We start from the raw sequence: 17,268 nt of genomic DNA, 5'->3' as shown, positions 1-17,268 counted from the left end.
CGCCCCCACCTCTCACAGGGAAACCCCCTTATGACCCTCTTCGACGGCTACCGGCCGCACTCCTCCTTCCTGTACGGCACGAGCGAGAGAGCCCTGCACGCCAAGGGGGCGACCGTCACGCTCCCCGGGCGCGGGCCCGAGGCGCCCGCGCGGGCCGCCGCGGTGCTGCGCGCCCTCGGCGGCGACGCCATCGTCGTGGGCGCCATCCCGTTCGCCGACGACGAACCGGCGCGGCTGGTGGTCCCCGAGCACTACCGGTGGGGACCGCCGATCACGGGCGCCGCCGTGCCCCGGGTCGGGGCGACCGTGCGGGCCGAGCCGACCGAGGAGCACTACCTGTCGGCCGTCCACAAGGCACTGTCGATGATGGACGGCGGTGGGCTGGCCAAGACGGTGCTGGCCCGCTCGCTGGTGCTGCGCCCGAACCGCCCGGTGGACCTGCCCGCGCTGCTGCGCGGCCTGGCCGGGCGCGACCCGCGCGGCCACACCTTCGCCGTGCCGCTCCCCCGCCGCCGGGTGCTGGCCGGGGCGAGCCCGGAGCTACTGGTCCGCCGCCGGGGACGGGTGGTCACCGCCCACCCGCTGGCCGGTTCGCGTCCCCGCACCGGCGACGGGCGCGACACGGCCGCCGTGGCCGAGCTGCGCGCCTCCGACAAGGACCACCGCGAGCACGCCCACGTCGTCGACGCCATCACCGCGGCCCTGGCGCCCTACTGCTCGCGCCTGCGCGTCCCGGAGCCCGAGGTGACCGGCACCGCCGCGATGTGGCACCTGGGCACGCTCATCACCGGCGAGCTGGCCGATCCGGGCACCACCGCCCTCGAACTGGCCTGCGCGCTGCACCCGACCCCGGCGGTCTGCGGCACGCCCACCGGCGCCGCCCGCGAGGCGATCACCGCCCTGGAGGGCTTCCACCGGGGCTTCTACGCCGGGATGGTCGGCTGGACCGACGCCGCCGGCGACGGCGAGTGGGCGGTGGCGATCCGCTGCGCGGAGTTCGCCGAGGGCGAGATCCGGCTGTTCGCCGGGGCCGGAATCGTGCCTGGGTCACATCCGGACCGGGAGCTGGCGGAGACCACCGCGAAGTTCACCACACTGTTGGCGGGACTGGGACTGGAGGACGGCGATGTCCGGCGAGTACACCACGTGGCCTGAGGCGTTCGCCGAGCGCTACCGGGCGGCCGGGTACTGGACCGGGGAGACCTTCCCGATGCTGCTGGACCGGGTCGCCGCCGAGCACGGCGAGCGCACCGCGCTGGTCGGCACCGGCCTGGACGGCGCGCCGCTGCGGCTCAGCTACGCCGGGCTGCGGGAGCGGGCCCTGGCGTGGGCGGGCGCGCTGCGGGAGCTGGGCGTCGGGCACGGCGACCGGGTGGTGCTGCAGTGCGGGAACCGCCCGGAGTTCGCCGTGGCGGTCTTCGCGCTGTTCCGGCTGGGCGCGGTCCCGGTGTTCGCGCTGCCCGCGCACCGAACCGCCGAGATCACCCACTTCGTGGCACAGTCGGGAGCGGTGGCGTTCCTGCACGCGGGCTTCGAGGAGAACGCGGCGGCCGTCGCCGGCCGGGTGCCGACCACGTCGCTGGCCGACCTCAAGCCGGTGGACGGAGACCTGCCGCCCGGCCCGGCCGCCGCCGACATCGCGCTGTTCCAGCTGTCGGGCGGCAGCACGGGCCTGCCGAAACTGATCCCGCGCACCCACGACGACTACGCCTACTCCGTGCGGGCCAGCGCCGAGATCTGCGGGCTGGGCCCGGAGACGGTGTACCTGTGCGTCCTGCCGGCCGCGCACAACTTCGCGCTGTCCTCCCCGGGCGTCCTGGGCGTCCTGCACGCCGGTGGGACGGTGGTCTTCGCCCCCGACGGCAGCCCCGACACCGCGTTCCCGCTGATCGCCGCCGAGGGCGTGACGATGGCGGCGCTGGTGCCGCCGCTGGCGCAGATCTGGGTGAACGCCGTCCACGGGCACGACCTGTCGACGCTGAACCTGGTGCAGGTCGGGGGCGCGCGACTGGCCGAGCCGGTCGCCGCCCGCGTCGACCCGGTGCTGGGCGCGCGGCTCCAGCAGGTCTTCGGGATGGCCGAGGGCCTGGTCTGCTACACCCGCGACGACGACCCGGAGGAGCTGGTCCTGACCACCCAGGGCCGCCCGATCAGCCCCCTGGACGAGATCCGGATCGTCGACGACGCCGACGCCGAGGTCGCCCCCGGCGAGGAGGGGCACCTGCTCACGCGCGGGCCGTACACCATCCGCGGCTACTTCCGGGCCGAGGCGCACAACCGGTCGGCGTTCACCGCCGACGGCTTCTACCGCACCGGAGATCTCGTGCGCCGTTCGCCCACCGGGCACATGATCGTCACCGGGCGGGCCAAAGATCAGATCAACCGGGGCGGGGAGAAGATCGCCGCCGCCGAGGTCGAGCGGGTCCTGCTGGAGCATCCCGCGATCGCCGAGGCGGCCGTGGTCGCGATACCCGACGACCTGCTCGGCGAGCGCTCCTGCGCCTACGTGGTGGCACGCGTGCCGCTCAAGGGCGCGGCGGTGCGGGCGCACGTGCGCGAGGCGGGCCTGGCCGCCTACAAGGTCCCCGACAAGGTCGTCTTCCTCGACGTCCTCCCACGCACCCCCGTGGGGAAGATCGACAAGCTGTCCCTGCGAGCGAAAGGCGCCTGATGCCCCTCCCGAGCATCCCCACCTATCCCCTGCCCCGCGCCGATGAGCTGCCCGCGAGCCGGGTCTCCTGGCGGTTCGACCCGGCGCGCGCGGTGCTGCTCGTGCACGACATGCAGCGGTACTTCCTGGACGCCTACACCGAGGAGTTCACCGCGCTCTACGAGGGGATCGCGGCCCTGCGGGAGCTGGGACTGCCGACCTTCTACACCGCCCAGACCGCGCCGCAGGTCCCCGAGACGCGCGGGCTCCAGTCGGACATGTGGGGTCCGGGCATGCAGGAGCGCGGCGAGATCGTCGCGGCGGTGGCCCCCGCGGACGGCGACGTGGTGCTGACCAAGCACCGCTACAGCGCCTTCGCCCGCAGCGACCTGGCGGAGCGGATGCGCGAGCTGGGCCGCGACCAGATCGTGCTGTGCGGGGTCTACGCCCACATCGGCGTGCTGACGACCGCGCTGGACGCCTTCGTCCGCGACATCAAGCCCTTCTTCGTCGCCGACGCGCTGGCCGACTTCTCCCGGGAGAAGCACCTGACGGCACTGTCCATCGTGGCCTCCTGCGCCGGAGTGGTGACCACGGTCGCCGGGCTGAGCACGATCGGCCTGGACGAGGTCCGCGCGGCCGTCCTGGCACTCCTGGACGAAGAGGCCGGCGACGACGAGAACCTCATCGACGCCGGGCTCGACTCCATCCGGGTGATGACCCTGGTGGAGGACTGGAAGAAGCGCGGCCTGAACGTCGGCTTCGCCGACCTCGCCGAGGAGCCCACCATCGCGGGATTCCACCGCGCACTGACCCGGGGGACCCGATGAACGCCGTACTGCCCTCACCCGAGGAACTCCAGAAGTCCATCCCCGTCACCGCCGCGCTCGCCGAATCGGTCGCCGGGCACCGCGCGGCCATCGCCGCCGTGCTGGACGGTCTCGACGACCGGCTGCTGGTCATCGCCGGGCCCTGCTCGGTGCACGACGCGGCGTCCACACTGGACTACGCCCGGCGCCTGCGCGCGCTGGCCGCCGAACACCGCGCGGACCTGCTCATCGTCCTGCGCGCCTACCTGGAGAAGCCGCGCACCGGCATCGGCTGGCCCGGCCTGCTGCTCGACCCGGGCCTGGACGACTGGTGCTGCGGCCCGGCCGAGCGCGCGCTGCGCCCGGTCGCCGACGCCCGTACCGGCCTGCCCATGGGCCGCCGCCTGCTGGCCGAACTGGCCGAGCTGGACCTGCCGCTGGCCTACGAGTTCGTCGAACCGGCGCTCGCGCCCTACGTCGCCGACCTGGTGTCCTGGGGCGCGATCGGGGCGCGGACGGTGGAGTCGCCCCCGCACCGGCGGCTGGCCTCGGCCCTGCCGATGCCCATCGGCTGCAAAAACCGGCCCGACGGGCACGTCGGGGCGGCCGTGGACGCCGTCGGCGTCGCCACCGGTGGCCACAGCGTCGTCGTCCCCGACGGCAAGGGCCGCCTCGCGGTGTCCCGCACCGGCGGGAATCCCTACGCCCACGTGGTTCTGCGCGGCGGCTCGCACGGGCCCAACTACGGCCCGCACGCCGTGGCCGACGCCCTCGACCGGCTCACCGCCGCCGGGCTGCCCGCCCGCGTGGTCGTCGACGCCTCGCACGGCAACTCCGGCAAGGACCACACCCGCCAGCCCCTGGTCGTGGAGTCCCTCGCCGCGCAGATCGCGGCCGGGCGCACCGGGCTGGCCGGGGTGATGCTGGAGTCCTTCATCCACCCCGGGAACCAGCCCATCACCCCCGATCTCGCCTACGGCATCAGCGTCACCGACGGCTGCATGGGCCTCGACACCACCGCCGGGACCCTCGGCGCGCTGGCCACCGCCGTCCGCGCCCGCCGCGAGGCCCGCGTGGCGGTCCCGACGTGAGGGCCACCGAGGCGCAACTCGGCATCCTCACCGGCCAGCGGCTGGATCCGGAGTCCCCCATCTACTCCACCTGCGAGATCCTGGAGATACCCGGCGCCGACGCGCAGCGGCTGCGGGAATCGGTCGCGGCCGTGGTGTCGGCGGCCGAGACGCTGCACCTGACGTTCCGGGACGCCCAGGCGCATCTCTCCCCACAAGGGACGGTGCCGCCGGTGGCCTCCGCCGACGGCTACGCCGACGTGCTGGCCGCCGCCCGCGAGGCCCTCACCGTCCCGCTCGACCCCGAGCGCGGCCCCCTGTTCGGCTACCGGGTCCTCGCCGGTCCCGGCCGCGTCTGGTGGCTCCAGCTCGTCCACCACGCCGTCCTCGACGGCTACGGCTACGGCCTGCTCACCCGGGCCGTCGCCGCCCACTACACGCGCGGCGAGATGCCCGCCTTCGGCCCGCTGGCGGCGCTGGCCGAGGCCGACGCGGACTACCAGGCCTCCGATCGCCGGGACGCCGACCGCGCGCACTGGACGGGCCTGCTGGCCGGGCGCGGTCCCGCCGCCGGGCTCACCGACGCCACCGCCGCGCCCTCGCGCACGACGATCCGCCACGCCGTGCCGGTCTCCGGGCTGGACGGCGCCTGGCCGCACCGGGTCCTGGCGGCCGTGGCCGCCCACGTCCACCGCGTCACCGGCTCCCGCGAGGTCACCCTCGGCCTGCCGGTCGCGCTGCGGCTGGGCACACCGGCGGCCCGCACCCCGGCGATGGCCATGAACATCGTGCCCCTCGCGCTGGACGTCGACCCCGCCGCCGGAATGGACGCGCTCACCACGGCGGTGGCCGCGCGCCTGAAGGCCGACCGCCCGCACCACGCCTACCGCTACGAGCACCTGCGCCGCGACCTCGGCCTGGTCGGCGGCGGGCGCATGTGGGGACCGGTGGTCAACATCATCCCGTTCGTCGAGGAACCCGACTTCGGCGGCGGACCGGCGATCGCGCACCCGGTCTCGGCCGGCCCGGTCGACGACCTGTCGGTCACCATGCGCGGCCCCGGCGAGCTGCTCCTGGAGGCCAATCCGGCCCTCTACACACCCGCCGACCTGGAACGGCACGCCACCGGGATCCTGGCGTGCCTGGCCGAGACCGGCACCGTCGGGAGGTGGCGGGAGCTCCCGGGCGAGCCCGCGCCGGAGGTCCGGCCCGTGCTGGACCGGATCCGCGAGCACATCGCGGCCACACCCGCGCGAGTGGCCATCGTGGACGGTGAGCACCAGATCAGCTACGGCCGCCTCGGTGAGCTGATGGACCTCTACCGCCACCGCAGCGCCGCTCAGGGCGTGGGCCCGGGTCACCTGCTGGGCATCGCCATGGAGCGCGGCCACGCCGCCGTGGCCACCATGCTCACCGCCCTCGACCTGGGCGCGGGATACCTGCCACTGGACCCGAGCGGGCCGCGCGAACGCAACGCGGCGATCGTCGCCGAGGCCCGGCCCGCCTTCATCGCGGGCGCCGATCACTTCCGCGACGCGATGCCCGCCGTCGAGCCGCGCCACGAGCCCGCCGCGCCCGCCTACGTCATCTACACCTCCGGCTCCACCGGCCGCCCCAAGGGCGTGGTGGTCGGCCGCGCGGCCCTCGACTTCTTCGTCTCGGCCGCTATCCCCCGCTACGGCATCACCGCCGCGGACCGCGTCCTGCAGTTCGCGCCCCTGCACTTCGATGCCGCCGTCGAGGAGATCTTCTGCACGCTGGCGGCCGGGGCGACCCTCGTCATCCGCGACGAGTCGGCCCTGGAGTCACCGGCGGCGTTCCTGTCCTTTGTGGAGGGCCGGGAGATCACCGTCCTGGACCTGCCCACGGCCTACTGGCACGAACTGGTCTACGCGCTGGACGCGGGCACCGCCGTGCTGCCGTCATGCGTCCGCACGGTCATCATCGGCGGTGAGGCGGCGCTGCCCGAGCGGGTCCGGCAGTGGTTCGCCGCCGTCGGCACCGGCGTCCGCCTGATCAACACCTACGGGCCGACCGAGACCACGGTGGTGTGCCTGGCCGCCGACCTGAGCCCCGAGGACGGCGCGACCGTCCCCATCGGACGGCCCCTGCCCGGCGTGCGGGCCTTCCTAGGGCCAGGCGAGGAGCTCCTCATCGGGGGTCCAGGTCTCGCGTCGGGTTACCTTGAGCGGCCAGAGCTGAGTGTCGCTCGGTGGACCGAACTGGGCGGCGTCCTTCTCTACCGCACAGGAGATCGTGTACGTGAACACGTTGGTGACCCCGTCACCGTGGGCTACGTCGGGCGTGTCGACGACGAGCTGAAGATCTCCGGACATCGCATCCATCCCCAAGAGGTCGAAGCGGCGCTGCTGACCCATCCGAGCGTACGTGAGGCGGCGGTGGTTCCGCAGTCCGCGAACGGCCGGATCTCGCTCACCGCACATGTCGTCTCCACTGTGGACGCCGGTGAGCTGCGCGCGCACGCCGCCGCCCGCCTCACCGGCCCGGCCGTTCCGCGCATCCACCTCGTGGCCGCCCTCCCCCGCACCCCGAGCGGGAAGATCGACCGCCGCGCCCTGGCCGCCAGCGAGATCACCGCCGAACCGGTCACCGGCTCGGCGGGCGAGCGCCTGGTCGCCGGGATCTGGGCGGAGGTCCTGGGCGCGCCGGTCACCGACCCCGCCGCCGACTTCTTCGCCCTCGGCGGCGGATCGCTGCAAGCGGTGGCCGTGGCCGCGCGGCTGTCCGCCGCCCTCGGCCGCCCGATCGGCGCCACTCTGCTGTTCGCGCACCCCACCGTCGCCGGGCTCACCATCGCGCTGTCCACACCGGACGTTTCACCGGCCGGGGACACCATGCTCGCCGACTCCGTCCTGCCCGCCCACGATCTGGGCCCGGCCGCCTCCGGCGACCGGATCCTGCTCACCGGCGCCACCGGCTTCGTCGGCGCACACCTGCTCGACGCGCTGTCCACACGCGACGCCGAGATCGTCTGCGCGGTGCGCGGCGGGGCCTCCCGGCTCGCCGAGGCCGCCCGGCGCCACGGCCTGCCCGAGCCGAAGGCGACGGTGGTCGCGGCGGACTTCCCGGCCGCGCCGGAGGGCGCCTTCGCCGAGATCTGGCACTGCGCCGCCGAGGTGAGCCTCACCCGCGGCTATGCCTCGATGCGCGCGGCCAACGTCCTCACCGTCGCCGCGCTGCTGGAGTCGGCGCTGCGGCACCGCTCCCGCTTCCACCAGGTCTCCACCGTCGCCGTGGGCGCGGGCCTGGCCGAGCTGCCCGAGGACTTCGTGCCCGCCCACGACGGGCTGCGCGACGGCTACCAGCGCGGCAAGTGGGCCGCCGAAGAGCTGGTGCGCCAGGCGATCGGGCGCGGCCTGCGCGCCACCGTCCACCGCCTCGGCCGCGTCACCGGCGGCACCGAGCGCCCCTACATCAACCCGGCCGACCTGGTGTGGCGCCTGGTGCGCGCGGGCCTGACCGTGGGCGCGCTGCCGGACCTGGACGTGTCCGAGCCGTGGACGCCCGCCGACTGGGCCACGCGCGAGATGGCCGCCGAGACCCGCACGGGCGTGGTGAACCTCGTCCCGACGGCGCCCGTGCGCCTGCGGGACGTGTGGGCCTGGATCGGCGAGGACCGCGGCCTGCCGGTCGTCCCGCTGCCGCGGTGGCGCGAGCTGCTCGCCGGCAGCACCGATCCGGAGCATCTGGCCACGGCGGCGTTCTTCGATCTGCACGAGGCCCTGCGGCCCCCCAGACTCCACGGTGGACGGGCGGTACCCGCCGTCACGCGGGACCAGGTCTTGATGTGCCTGTCCACCGTGGACTGACATGCCCTGGACCGACGAGGCGAGGAATCGGTACGCCGGGGACCCGGTCGGACGCGTGTCGCCATCCGCGCCCGACCGGGCCCTCGGCGCCCATACCCTGTCACCGGAGTAGGGGCGTCCCGCGACCCCTCTCCGGTCGCGGGACGCCCTGCCGCGCGGACCGGCCCGGCTCCACGCTCCCACAGTTGAGCGAGGTCGCCTCGACCCGCGGAGCGCGGGCCGGTCGCCATTCAGGGAAGGGCGGGTGCTGCTTGGTATCCGAAGAGCGCCCGGGCTCACAGGTCACCGAGCACCCTCCGGAGGTACTAGGGACCGGGTGACTGGCACCCGGTCCGCGCCTCCGCGACCCGCCTGCCCCTGCCATGGTCGCCATAAGTGCCGCGGAGACAGGTATGACGCTATTGCCGCGCGGCACCCCCGGGCTACTGGGGAAAACCCTTGACCCGCTCGGCGAGGGTCGGCTCGGCCAGCCGCGCCGCCAGCTGCGCGCGGGAGCGCAGCCCGAGCTTGCGATAGACCCTGGTCAGGGTCGCCTCCACGGTCTTGACGCTGATGTAGAGCTTCGCGGCCGCCTCGGTGTTGCTGACCCCGGACGCCACCAGCGCCGCCAGCCGCGCCTCGGCCTCGGTGAGCTCGGCGGAGGCGTCGGACTTCGCCCCGTCCAGCCGCTCCAGCTCGGCGTCCACAAGGGATGACCAGGGCCGGGCGGCGCAGCGGGCGAACAGCGCGGCGGCCTCGGCCAGCAGGGCCCGGGCCGCCGCCTTGCGCCGGCGCCTGCGTTCCAGGCGGGCCATGGCCAGCAGCGTCCGGCCCTCTTCGAGCGGCAGGCCCAGCCGCGCGAAGCCCTCGCGGGCGGCGGTGAACCGGCGCGCGGCCGCGCCCGCGTCCCCGCCCTCCAGTAGCCGCACGCCGTCGGCGTGGTCGAGCCCGGCGAGCACATTGGGCTTCCCGGCGGCCTCCACGCGGGTCTTGTCGATGATGCGGGCGGCCTCCTCCAGGTCCCCGGTCATCGCCAGCGCCTCGGCCAGTTCCCGGTGCCACTGGAGGATCGCCGGATCGGCGATGTCGAAGGCGGTCTCGAAGGCGCGGACCTCCCGGAAGGTCTGGGCGGCGGTGGCCACGTCACCGGTGAGCATCTGGACGCGGCCGAGGGCGAACAGGCAGCGCGAGGTGAACAGCACGTCGTGGTCCTCGTGCGCCGAGCGCAGGCCCTGGCGGGCGAAGCTGGCCGCGCGGGCCAGCTCACCCCCGGCGGTCTCGGCCAGCGCCACGACGTACCAGACGGTCGCGGTGGAGGTGTCGGAGTCGGCGAGGCGGTCGGTGGCCTGGCGGATGTGGTCGAGGGCGAGCGCGCACCGCCCGGCGCGGATCTCGACCTCGGCGAGGCTGCGCAGGACGTCGGAGTGGTCCTTGATGTCGCCGTGCCGCTGCGCGATCGGCACGAGCGCGAGGAGGGTGTCGCGGGCGGAGTCGAGCCGGTCGTCGAAGAGGTCGTTGCGGGCGCGGATGAACTTGGCCGAGCCGCGCACGGCGGTGACGGTGACGTCCGGGTCGAGTTCCCCGGCCCGGTCCAGCAGTTCGTCCACATCGGACAGGTCGAGCGCGCGGGCGAGGCGCGCGGCGGTGGTCAGCGCCTCGATCTCGGCCTCCAGGTTGCCGCCCTCCACCGCCAGCCGGTGCGCCTCGCGGGCCTCGTCGTGGGCGCGGCGGGTGTCGCCCTCGCAGATGTAATAGCGCCAGGAGATCCACAGGTGCAGGATCGCCCGCAGGCCCGGCTCGTCGCGGGCGGCCTCGGCCATGTCGGCGAACACGTCATCGACGCTGCCCAGGGCCTGCCCCGCGCATTCGATGACGGCGGTCAGGGCCACCACCCGCATGGACGCCTCGGTGACGCGCCCAAGGATGACGGCCGCGGCCCGCCGTGTGAGCCCCACGTCCCCGGCGAGCCCGGCGTCCCCGGCCGCGGCCACGAACCGGCGCAGCATCGCCGCCTGGTCGGCGGCGGGCGTGCGCTCGGCGGCCAGGAAGGACAGCTCCGCCGACCGGGCCCGCGCACCGCGCTCGCGGGCGGTTAGCGCGGCCGCGTCCAGCTCGGCGGCCAGCGCCTCGTCGGCGGCGGTGGACAGGTGCGCGCGATGCCACACCGCGGCCACGGGATCGTCGGTGACCCCGGCGAGCGCGGCGTGGGCGTCGACCAGGTCGGCCGAGGACGCCTCGTCGCGCACGGTGTCGGCGACCAGCCCGGAGGTGAAGGCGACGCGCCCGTCGCGGTGCGAGACGGTCAGCCCGGCCGCGGCGGTGGCGGCGAGGTCCTCGCGGGCGCTCGCGCGACCGGCGCGCGCCAGCAGCGACGTGCTGGGCCGGTCGGAGAGGGCCGCGTAGAGGAGGGTCGTGCGCACGCTCGCGGAGAGGGAGGCGAGCTGCGCCCGGACCGGTCTTCGCGCGACCTCCGGGAGGGGCAGGGCGGTGTCGGCGCGCGGCCAGCCGCCCATCGCGGCGCCGATGCGGACCGCGAGGCGCGGATTGCCGCCGCAGGCCCGGAACACGCGTCCCGCCAGCCGCTGCGGCAGGCCGTGCCCGGCGAGCAGTTCGGCGATCTCGTCGAGGTCCCAGGGCGGCACCGCGATCTCCACCGCGCCCGGCGGTCCGTCCGTGCGGCGGGCGGCGACGAGGGCGAGCCCGCCGTCCGGGGTGTGCTGCCCGGCGAAGGCGAGGATGTCGGCGCTCTCCTCGTCCACGTCGTCGGCGTTGTCGAGCAGGACGAGCGTCCGTCCCCCCGACAGCAGCTCGGTGACGGCGAGACGCACCGCGAGGTGGTCGACGTCGCCACCGGTCTCCTGCCGCAGCAGGACCCGCACCGCCAGGCGCCGCGGCTCGGGGAGCCGGGCGATGTCCCCGGCGGGCAGTGCGGAGAGTAATTCGGTGACGGTGGCGTAGGAGACGTCCCTGTCGCGCCCGGTCGGCGCGAGCCGCAGGACGCGTTCGCCCGCATCGCCGAGCATCCCCAGCAGGCTCGTCTTCCCGGAGCCCGGCGGGCCGGTGAGCGCCACCGTCCGGGTCCGCGCCAGCGCCCGCCTGATCATCCCGGTGACCTTCGGCCGCGCTACCACCGCGGCGGGAATGACATCGACCATCGCACGCTCCCAACCCGGCGGTTCCACGTAACGCGCGGTTCACGCCCGCCGTGTGGTGTAGACGGTTGCACAGGAGACCGCACATGGGAAGCGGCCGAACGTTTCGCCGGAACACGGTACGGGTGTTCATCGCGATGTAATCCGGTAGCCGCCTACCCGTTCGGTGAGCGCCGACAATACACTCGTGACAATGGTCAGAGATGATTTCCACGAGCGGTTGGCGGCACTCGACGCCAGCCTCGTCGGCATGGCGCAAACGGTGACGGACATGATGGGCCGCGCCAGCCGCGCGCTGCTCACCAGCGATACCGACCTCGCCGAACGGGTCGTGGAGATGGACGCCAGCGTCAACGCGATGCGCAACCGCGTCGACGACCAGGTCGCCGAGCTGATGACGACGCGCCCGCCGATGGCCGGGGACCTGCGCTTCATGCTCTCGGCGATCCGCATCACCGGCGATCTGGAGCGCATGGGCGACCTGTCCAAGCACATCGCGAAGATCGCGATCATGCGCGCGCCGGCCTCGGCCGTCCCCACCGAGGCGATGCCGCTGTTCACCTCGCTCGCCGAGGTCGCCGTCCGCATCGCCACCAAGGCCACCCAGATCCTGGGGACCCGCGACCAGCTCGACGCCACGCAGCTCAGCCTCGACGACGACGAGATGGACGCCCTCCACAAGCGCATGTTCGCGCAGCTCCTGTCGGACTGGCCCTACGGCGTGGAGGCGGCGGTGGACTTCACCCTCCTGGGCCGCTTCTACGAGCGCTACGCCGATCACGCGGTCAACATCGCCCACCAGGTCGTGTACCTGGTGACCGGCGACGTGCGGCTGCGCGATTGAGCGACTACCGGGGAGTCTTCGCCTTCGACGGCCCGCCCTCGGCGGTCTGGCGTTACTTCACCGAGGCCGAGTTCGTCTCGGCCTGGCTGCCCGGTCTGGTGTCCTGCGACGCCGGAGCCTTCGTCTTCGACCTCCCCGGCCACGGCCGCCTCACCTGGCCCGTCGTGGAGTCGGTACCGCACGAGCGGCTCACCTGGACCGAACCGCCCGCCGCCGTGCCGACACCCCGCCGCACCACCGTCCGCCTCACCGCCGACGGACCCGTCACCCGCGTGACCATCGACGAACGCGGCTTCGGCGACCTGCCCTCCGGGCACCTCGACGGCACCGTCCTCGGCTGGCGCCAGTCGCTGGCCGGGCTCTACCTGTACCTGCGCGACGGCGTCCGCCTCGACCGCATGTACACCTGGCGCGCCTCCCTGGAGGCCGACCTCACCGAGACCCCCGCCGGGGTCGAGGTGGAGTCGGTGTCCCCGCACGGCTTCGCCGCCCGCGCCGGACTCCGCCCCGGCGACCTTCTGGTCGGACTGGGCGGCGCGGCGGTGTTCGCGCTGTCCGACGTGTGGTTCTTCACCCGGCTCGGGGTGGAGGGAGCGGTGAAGGTGGAGTACGTGCGCGAGGGACGGGTCTGCGCCTCGGAGGCGGCGGCCTTCTAGCGCGGGTCATCGGGCCCGGGCTCTGGCCGCGCTCGTCGGCCCGAACGAAGCAGCGGCCCCAGGGCAGGCTCCGGTAAATCATCTGGCCCATGCGCCGACCGGCACTCGGCCGCACCTTCGCGCCCACGCTTGCGGACCCGCTCGGCCACGGCACGCGCTTGGGCCGCCCGGTCGCCCTTTCGCCGCCGGGCCCGCATCTTGGCGGTACCCGCCCGCGCTCGCTAGCCGATCGCCACCAGCAGTCCCTCGTGGACGGCGTCGATGTCGGCGATGAGGTCGGCGGCCCCCGGATGCGCGGTGCCCATCAGGTACGACCAGTAGCCGTCGGCGACCTCGACAAGCGTGACCCGCAACCGCAGATCACCGCTGCTGCTGCCCGGGAACGTCGCGACGAGACTCGCGGTGCCGCCGCGGCGTCCGTCGATCTCGATGGCCCGCGACTCCTCGTCGGCGAAGGACGCGCTGACCCGCGCGTCGGACAGCTGCGCCCAGCCGTAGGCGAGCTGAAGGGCGGCGGTGGCCGGATCCCGCCCCGGCGCCTCCTCCAGGACTCCGGCCAGGACGGTGGCCTTGCGGCCCTCCTCGGCCTCGGCGACATCGGCGGGCGCGATGCCGCTGGTGGGCCCCTCGCCGACATCGGCCCGCTCCCAGCCCGTGGGGACGGGGTAGAGGAACTGGGCGGCGACGTCACGGATGAAGGCGGTGGTGGACTTCTCCATGGGGCGGATCCTGCCACAGGGAAGTCAGTGGGGGTAGGGGGTGGTTTGGGTCGCTCTCAGCGCATGGCCGTTTCCGCCCGGGATCCCCCGCCACCCCGGGCCTGCCGGGACCACCCAGAGGCCGACCGCCTCGCCGCCGCCCGGCCCCGGGCCCACGCCCTCCATGGCACTCGCCCGGCTGCGATCACCACGCACGCCACGGCCCATCGCACCATCCGCACGCCTCGCCACCCGCGCCTCATCCACCCGCCACACGGGCTCCACCCACGCCGCGTTCACCGCCCCAGGACCCCGCCCCATGCCCCCTGCGCACACGGATCCCGCCGTCAGGTCACGGCACCGCCGGGGCGCCCAGCGCCACCGGCATCAACACATACTGGCCCCATCACCCTGTGCAGTTGTCAAGGTTCCAGCCGGAGCGCCGGTCATCGCACCGCCACTCCACCAGCCATAACGACCGCCCTGCATCCCAGGTGACGCAACCTTTCACACACGCATCGCCTCCCCCCGTACGCGAAAAACACCGCCCCGACAGCCGTCGGGGCGGTGCTGGACGAGCGCGTTCGCGGCCTAGCCGAAGCGGCCGGTGATGTAGTCCTCGGTGCGCTTCTCGCTGGGGTTGGTGAAGATCTTCTGGGTGTCGTCGTACTCCACGAGGCGGCCGGGCTCGCCGGTCTTCTCCAGCGAGAAGAACGCGGTCTTGTCCGACACGCGGGCGGCCTGCTGCATGTTGTGGGTGACGATGACGATCGTGTAGGAGTCCTTCAGTTCGCCGATCAGGTCCTCGATGGCCAGGGTCGAGATCGGGTCGAGGGCCGAGCAGGGCTCGTCCATGAGGACGACCTGCGGCTCGACGGCGATCGCGCGGGCGATGCAGAGGCGCTGCTGCTGGCCGCCGGAGAGGCCGGCGCCGGGCTTGTCGAGGCGGTCCTTGACCTCTTCCCAGAGGTTGGCGCCGCGGAGGGCCTTCTCGGCGGCGACCTGGAGTTCGCCCTTGCGGCGGACGCCCTGGAGCTTCAGGCCCGCCACCACGTTGTCGAAGATCGACATGGTGGGGAAGGGGTTGGGGCGCTGGAAGACCATCCCGATCATGCGGCGGACGGCGGTGACGTCGACGTCCTTGTCGTAGACGTTGTGTCCGTCCACGTTGATCGATCCTTCGACGCGGGCGCCGGGGATGACCTCGTGCATGCGGTTGATCGAGCGCAGGAAGGTGGACTTGCCGCACCCGGACGGGCCGATCAGGGCGGTCACCGACTTGCGCTCGATGACCATGCTCACGCTGTCGATCGCCCTGAAGTTGCCGTAGTAGGCGGTGACGTTGTCCGCTTCGATCCGCTTGGCCATTGATCTTTCCTCGTTATCGGGTCAGCTTGGAGCGCCGGGCGATGAGCTTGGCGACGACGGTGAACAGGAGCACCAGCGCCACCAGGGTGAGCGCCGCCGTCCAGGCGCGGGCGGGCGCGTACTGGGACGCGGTGCCGGCCTGGTCGTAGATGAACAGGGACAGCGAGGTCTGCTGCCCGGAGAAGGGGTTGCCGTTGATGGCGAAGGCGCCACCGGCGACGAGCATGACCGGCGCGGTCTCGCCGGCCGCGCGGGCGACGGCGAGCATGACACCGGTGACGATGCCGGGCAGCGCGGTGGGGATGACGATCTTCAGGATCGCCCGCCACTTCGGGATGCCGAGGGCGTAGGCGCCCTCGCGCAGCGAGTTCGGCACCAGCCGCAGCATCTCCTCGGCGGAGCGGACGATGGTCGGCAGCATCAGCACCGACAGCGCCAGCGAGGCGGCGAAGCCGGAGTAGGCCGGGCGCCCGTCGTTGAACAGCGGGCTGATGATCATGACCCAGAAGGAGAGCACGAACAGACCGGCCACGATGGACGGGATGCCGGTCATGACGTCGACGAAGAACTGGATCCACTTCGCCAGGCGGCCGCGGCCGTACTCGACGATGTAGATCGCGCCGGACAGCCCCAGCGGCACCGTGATGAGGACGGCGATGCCGACCTGCTCCAGCGTGCCCAGGATCGCGTGGTAGGCGCCGCCACCGGCGTCGAAGGCGGTGATGCCGTTCATCGACCGGTAGAAGAAGTCGCCGTCCAGGCGGGTCAGGCCGCGCGAGATGGTCGTGGCGGCCACCGACAGCAGCGGCAGCAGCGCCAGCACGAACGCCGAGCCGATGAGGGCGGAGGCGGCGCGGTTCTTCGCCGAGCGGGCGCCCTCGACGGCCGTCGAGATCACCACGAGGGCGATGAAGTACAGCAGCGCGGCCACGATGGCGCCGATGACCGGCCCGCCGTCGGCGGCGTAGGTGACCCCGCCGAGCCCGACGGCGATCGCCGCGGCGCCGATGGCCCACGGCGCCCACTTGGGCAGGCGCCGGGCCTTGAGCTGGGCGCCCGTGTCGGTGATGGTGAGGGTGGTCATGCCGCCTTCTCCGTGTTCGCTACGTCGTTGGTAATCGCCGCGGTCATCATCACGTCGCCGCCGCCGCGAGGAACTTCTTGCGCCGCCGCACGATCGCGCGGGCGCTCATGTTCACGATGAGGGTGATCGCGAACAGGACCAGGCCGGAGGCGATGAGCGCGCTGCGGCCCTGCTGGTTGGCCTCGCCGAAGGAGTTGGCGATGTTGGCGGCGATGGTGTTGCCGCCGGGCTCCACGACCGACCAGGAGATCAGGAAGCTGGAGCCGAGGGTCATGGCCAGCGCGATGGTCTCGCCGAGGGCGCGGCCGAGGCCGAGCATGACCGAGGCGACGATGCCGGGGCGGCCGTAGGGCAGGACCGCGGTGCGGATGACCTCCCACTTGGTGGCGCCCAGGGCCATGGCGGCCTCTTCGTGCTCGCGCGGGGTCTGCATGAAGACCTCGCGGGACAGGGAGGTCACGATCGGCAGGATCATGATCGCCAGGACCAGCGAGCCCAGCAGGACGGAGTGGCCGAAGCCGGTCTCGCTGGAGAACAGCGGGATCCAGCCGAGGTACTTGTTCAGCCACACCGAGAAGTCGGTGACCGGCCCGGCGAAGTACTCGCGGCCCCACAGGCCGAAGACGACCGACGGGACGGCCGCCAGCAAGTCGACGGCGAAGCCCAGGATGGTCGCCACGCGCTTGTTGGCGTAGTGCGAGAGGTACAGGGCGATCCCCAGCGCGATCGGGACGGCCACCAGCAGCGCGATCGCCGCCGACAGGACCGTGCCGAAGGCCAGGGACGCGATGCCGAAGTGGGCGTCGTCGAGCGGGTTGGGGTTCCACTTCAGGTAGGAGAAGAAGTTCTCCTTGTTCGCCCGCAGGGAGGGGATCGCCTCGACGATCAGGAAGAGCGCGATCGCGGCGATGATGGCCAGGACGGCGGACCCGCCCACGGTGGTGACGGCCTTGAAGTAGCCCTCGCCGCCGACGCGGCGCTTGCGGGGCAGCGGCTCGCCGGGGGCGTCCGTCACGTCCGGCGCGGGGGCCGGAGCGGTGCGGGTGGGCACCTCGACACTCGGAAGGGCGGTGCGCGGAGAGAACTCGTCGGCCGCGGTGTCCGGAGAGGACACGCCGCCGAGCCCAG

The 17,268-nt window shown here is 73.5% G+C and carries 12 protein-coding genes; 7 read left to right on the top strand and 5 right to left on the bottom strand.

Annotated elements, in window-relative coordinates; all coding sequences use genetic code 11:
• The first annotated feature begins 30 nt into the window (after positions 1-30).
• From QSK10_RS32175 to QSK10_RS32155, 5 genes are read left to right on the top strand one after another with little or no spacing between them, the layout of a single operon-like run.
• Positions 31-1,155, top strand: coding sequence for an isochorismate synthase (locus QSK10_RS32175; RefSeq protein WP_285667287.1), 1,125 nt, complete (start codon positions 31-33; stop codon positions 1,153-1,155).
• Positions 1,127-2,671: a (2,3-dihydroxybenzoyl)adenylate synthase gene (locus QSK10_RS32170; protein WP_285667286.1), complete on the top strand. Its 1,545-nt coding sequence runs from the start codon at positions 1,127-1,129 to the stop codon at positions 2,669-2,671. Before QSK10_RS32175 ends, QSK10_RS32170 begins: the two co-directional genes overlap by 29 nt.
• Positions 2,671-3,480, top strand: a complete 810-nt coding sequence (locus QSK10_RS32165; protein WP_285667285.1) for an isochorismatase family protein — start codon at positions 2,671-2,673, stop codon at positions 3,478-3,480. Before QSK10_RS32170 ends, QSK10_RS32165 begins: the two co-directional genes overlap by 1 nt.
• The gene (locus QSK10_RS32160; RefSeq protein ID WP_285667284.1) at positions 3,477-4,550 is read left to right on the top strand and encodes a 3-deoxy-7-phosphoheptulonate synthase; all 1,074 of its coding nucleotides are present in this window, start codon (positions 3,477-3,479) and stop codon (positions 4,548-4,550) included. Before QSK10_RS32165 ends, QSK10_RS32160 begins: the two co-directional genes overlap by 4 nt.
• Positions 4,547-8,359: an AMP-binding protein gene (locus QSK10_RS32155; protein WP_285667283.1), complete on the top strand. Its 3,813-nt coding sequence runs from the start codon at positions 4,547-4,549 to the stop codon at positions 8,357-8,359. Before QSK10_RS32160 ends, QSK10_RS32155 begins: the two co-directional genes overlap by 4 nt.
• 422 nt (positions 8,360-8,781) lie before the next feature.
• Here QSK10_RS32155 and QSK10_RS32150 read toward each other — a convergent pair whose 3' ends face one another.
• Positions 8,782-11,493 (bottom strand): helix-turn-helix transcriptional regulator, encoded by a 2,712-nt coding sequence (locus QSK10_RS32150; RefSeq protein WP_285667282.1) that lies wholly within the window; start codon positions 11,491-11,493, stop codon positions 8,782-8,784.
• Between the two features lie 190 nt (positions 11,494-11,683).
• Here QSK10_RS32150 and phoU point away from each other — a divergent pair, with 190 nt between their 5' ends.
• Together phoU and QSK10_RS32140 are read left to right on the top strand one after the other, a co-directional pair.
• Positions 11,684-12,334, top strand: coding sequence for a phosphate signaling complex protein PhoU (gene phoU / locus QSK10_RS32145; protein ID WP_285667281.1), 651 nt, complete (start codon positions 11,684-11,686; stop codon positions 12,332-12,334).
• Entirely contained in the window at positions 12,331-12,990 is a 660-nt protein-coding gene (locus QSK10_RS32140) for an SRPBCC domain-containing protein (protein WP_285667280.1), read from the top strand. The genes phoU and QSK10_RS32140 overlap by 4 nt, the downstream gene beginning before the upstream one ends.
• A gap of 221 nt (positions 12,991-13,211) precedes the next feature.
• Here QSK10_RS32140 and QSK10_RS32135 read toward each other — a convergent pair whose 3' ends face one another.
• The 4 genes from QSK10_RS32135 to pstC form a co-directional block, all read right to left on the bottom strand.
• Positions 13,212-13,709 carry a hypothetical protein gene (locus QSK10_RS32135; protein WP_285667279.1) on the bottom strand — a complete coding sequence of 166 codons (498 nt, stop codon included), beginning with the start codon at positions 13,707-13,709 and terminating at the stop codon, positions 13,212-13,214.
• Between the two features lie 570 nt (positions 13,710-14,279).
• The gene (gene pstB / locus QSK10_RS32130; protein ID WP_285667278.1) at positions 14,280-15,056 is read right to left on the bottom strand and encodes a phosphate ABC transporter ATP-binding protein PstB; all 777 of its coding nucleotides are present in this window, start codon (positions 15,054-15,056) and stop codon (positions 14,280-14,282) included.
• Between the two features lie 13 nt (positions 15,057-15,069).
• Positions 15,070-16,140: a phosphate ABC transporter permease PstA gene (gene pstA, locus QSK10_RS32125; protein ID WP_285667277.1), complete on the bottom strand. Its 1,071-nt coding sequence runs from the start codon at positions 16,138-16,140 to the stop codon at positions 15,070-15,072.
• Positions 16,141-16,189: 49 nt separating this feature from the next.
• Positions 16,190-17,254 (bottom strand): phosphate ABC transporter permease subunit PstC, encoded by a 1,065-nt coding sequence (gene pstC / locus QSK10_RS32120; protein WP_285667276.1) that lies wholly within the window; start codon positions 17,252-17,254, stop codon positions 16,190-16,192.
• Between the last annotated feature and the right edge of the window lie 14 nt (positions 17,255-17,268).

It is taken from the genome of Actinorhabdospora filicis, assembly GCF_030269765.1.
In the GTDB taxonomy this organism is placed as follows: Bacteria; Actinomycetota; Actinomycetes; order Mycobacteriales; family Micromonosporaceae; genus Actinorhabdospora; species Actinorhabdospora filicis.
This window is presented reverse-complemented; position numbering and strand designations above follow the sequence as displayed.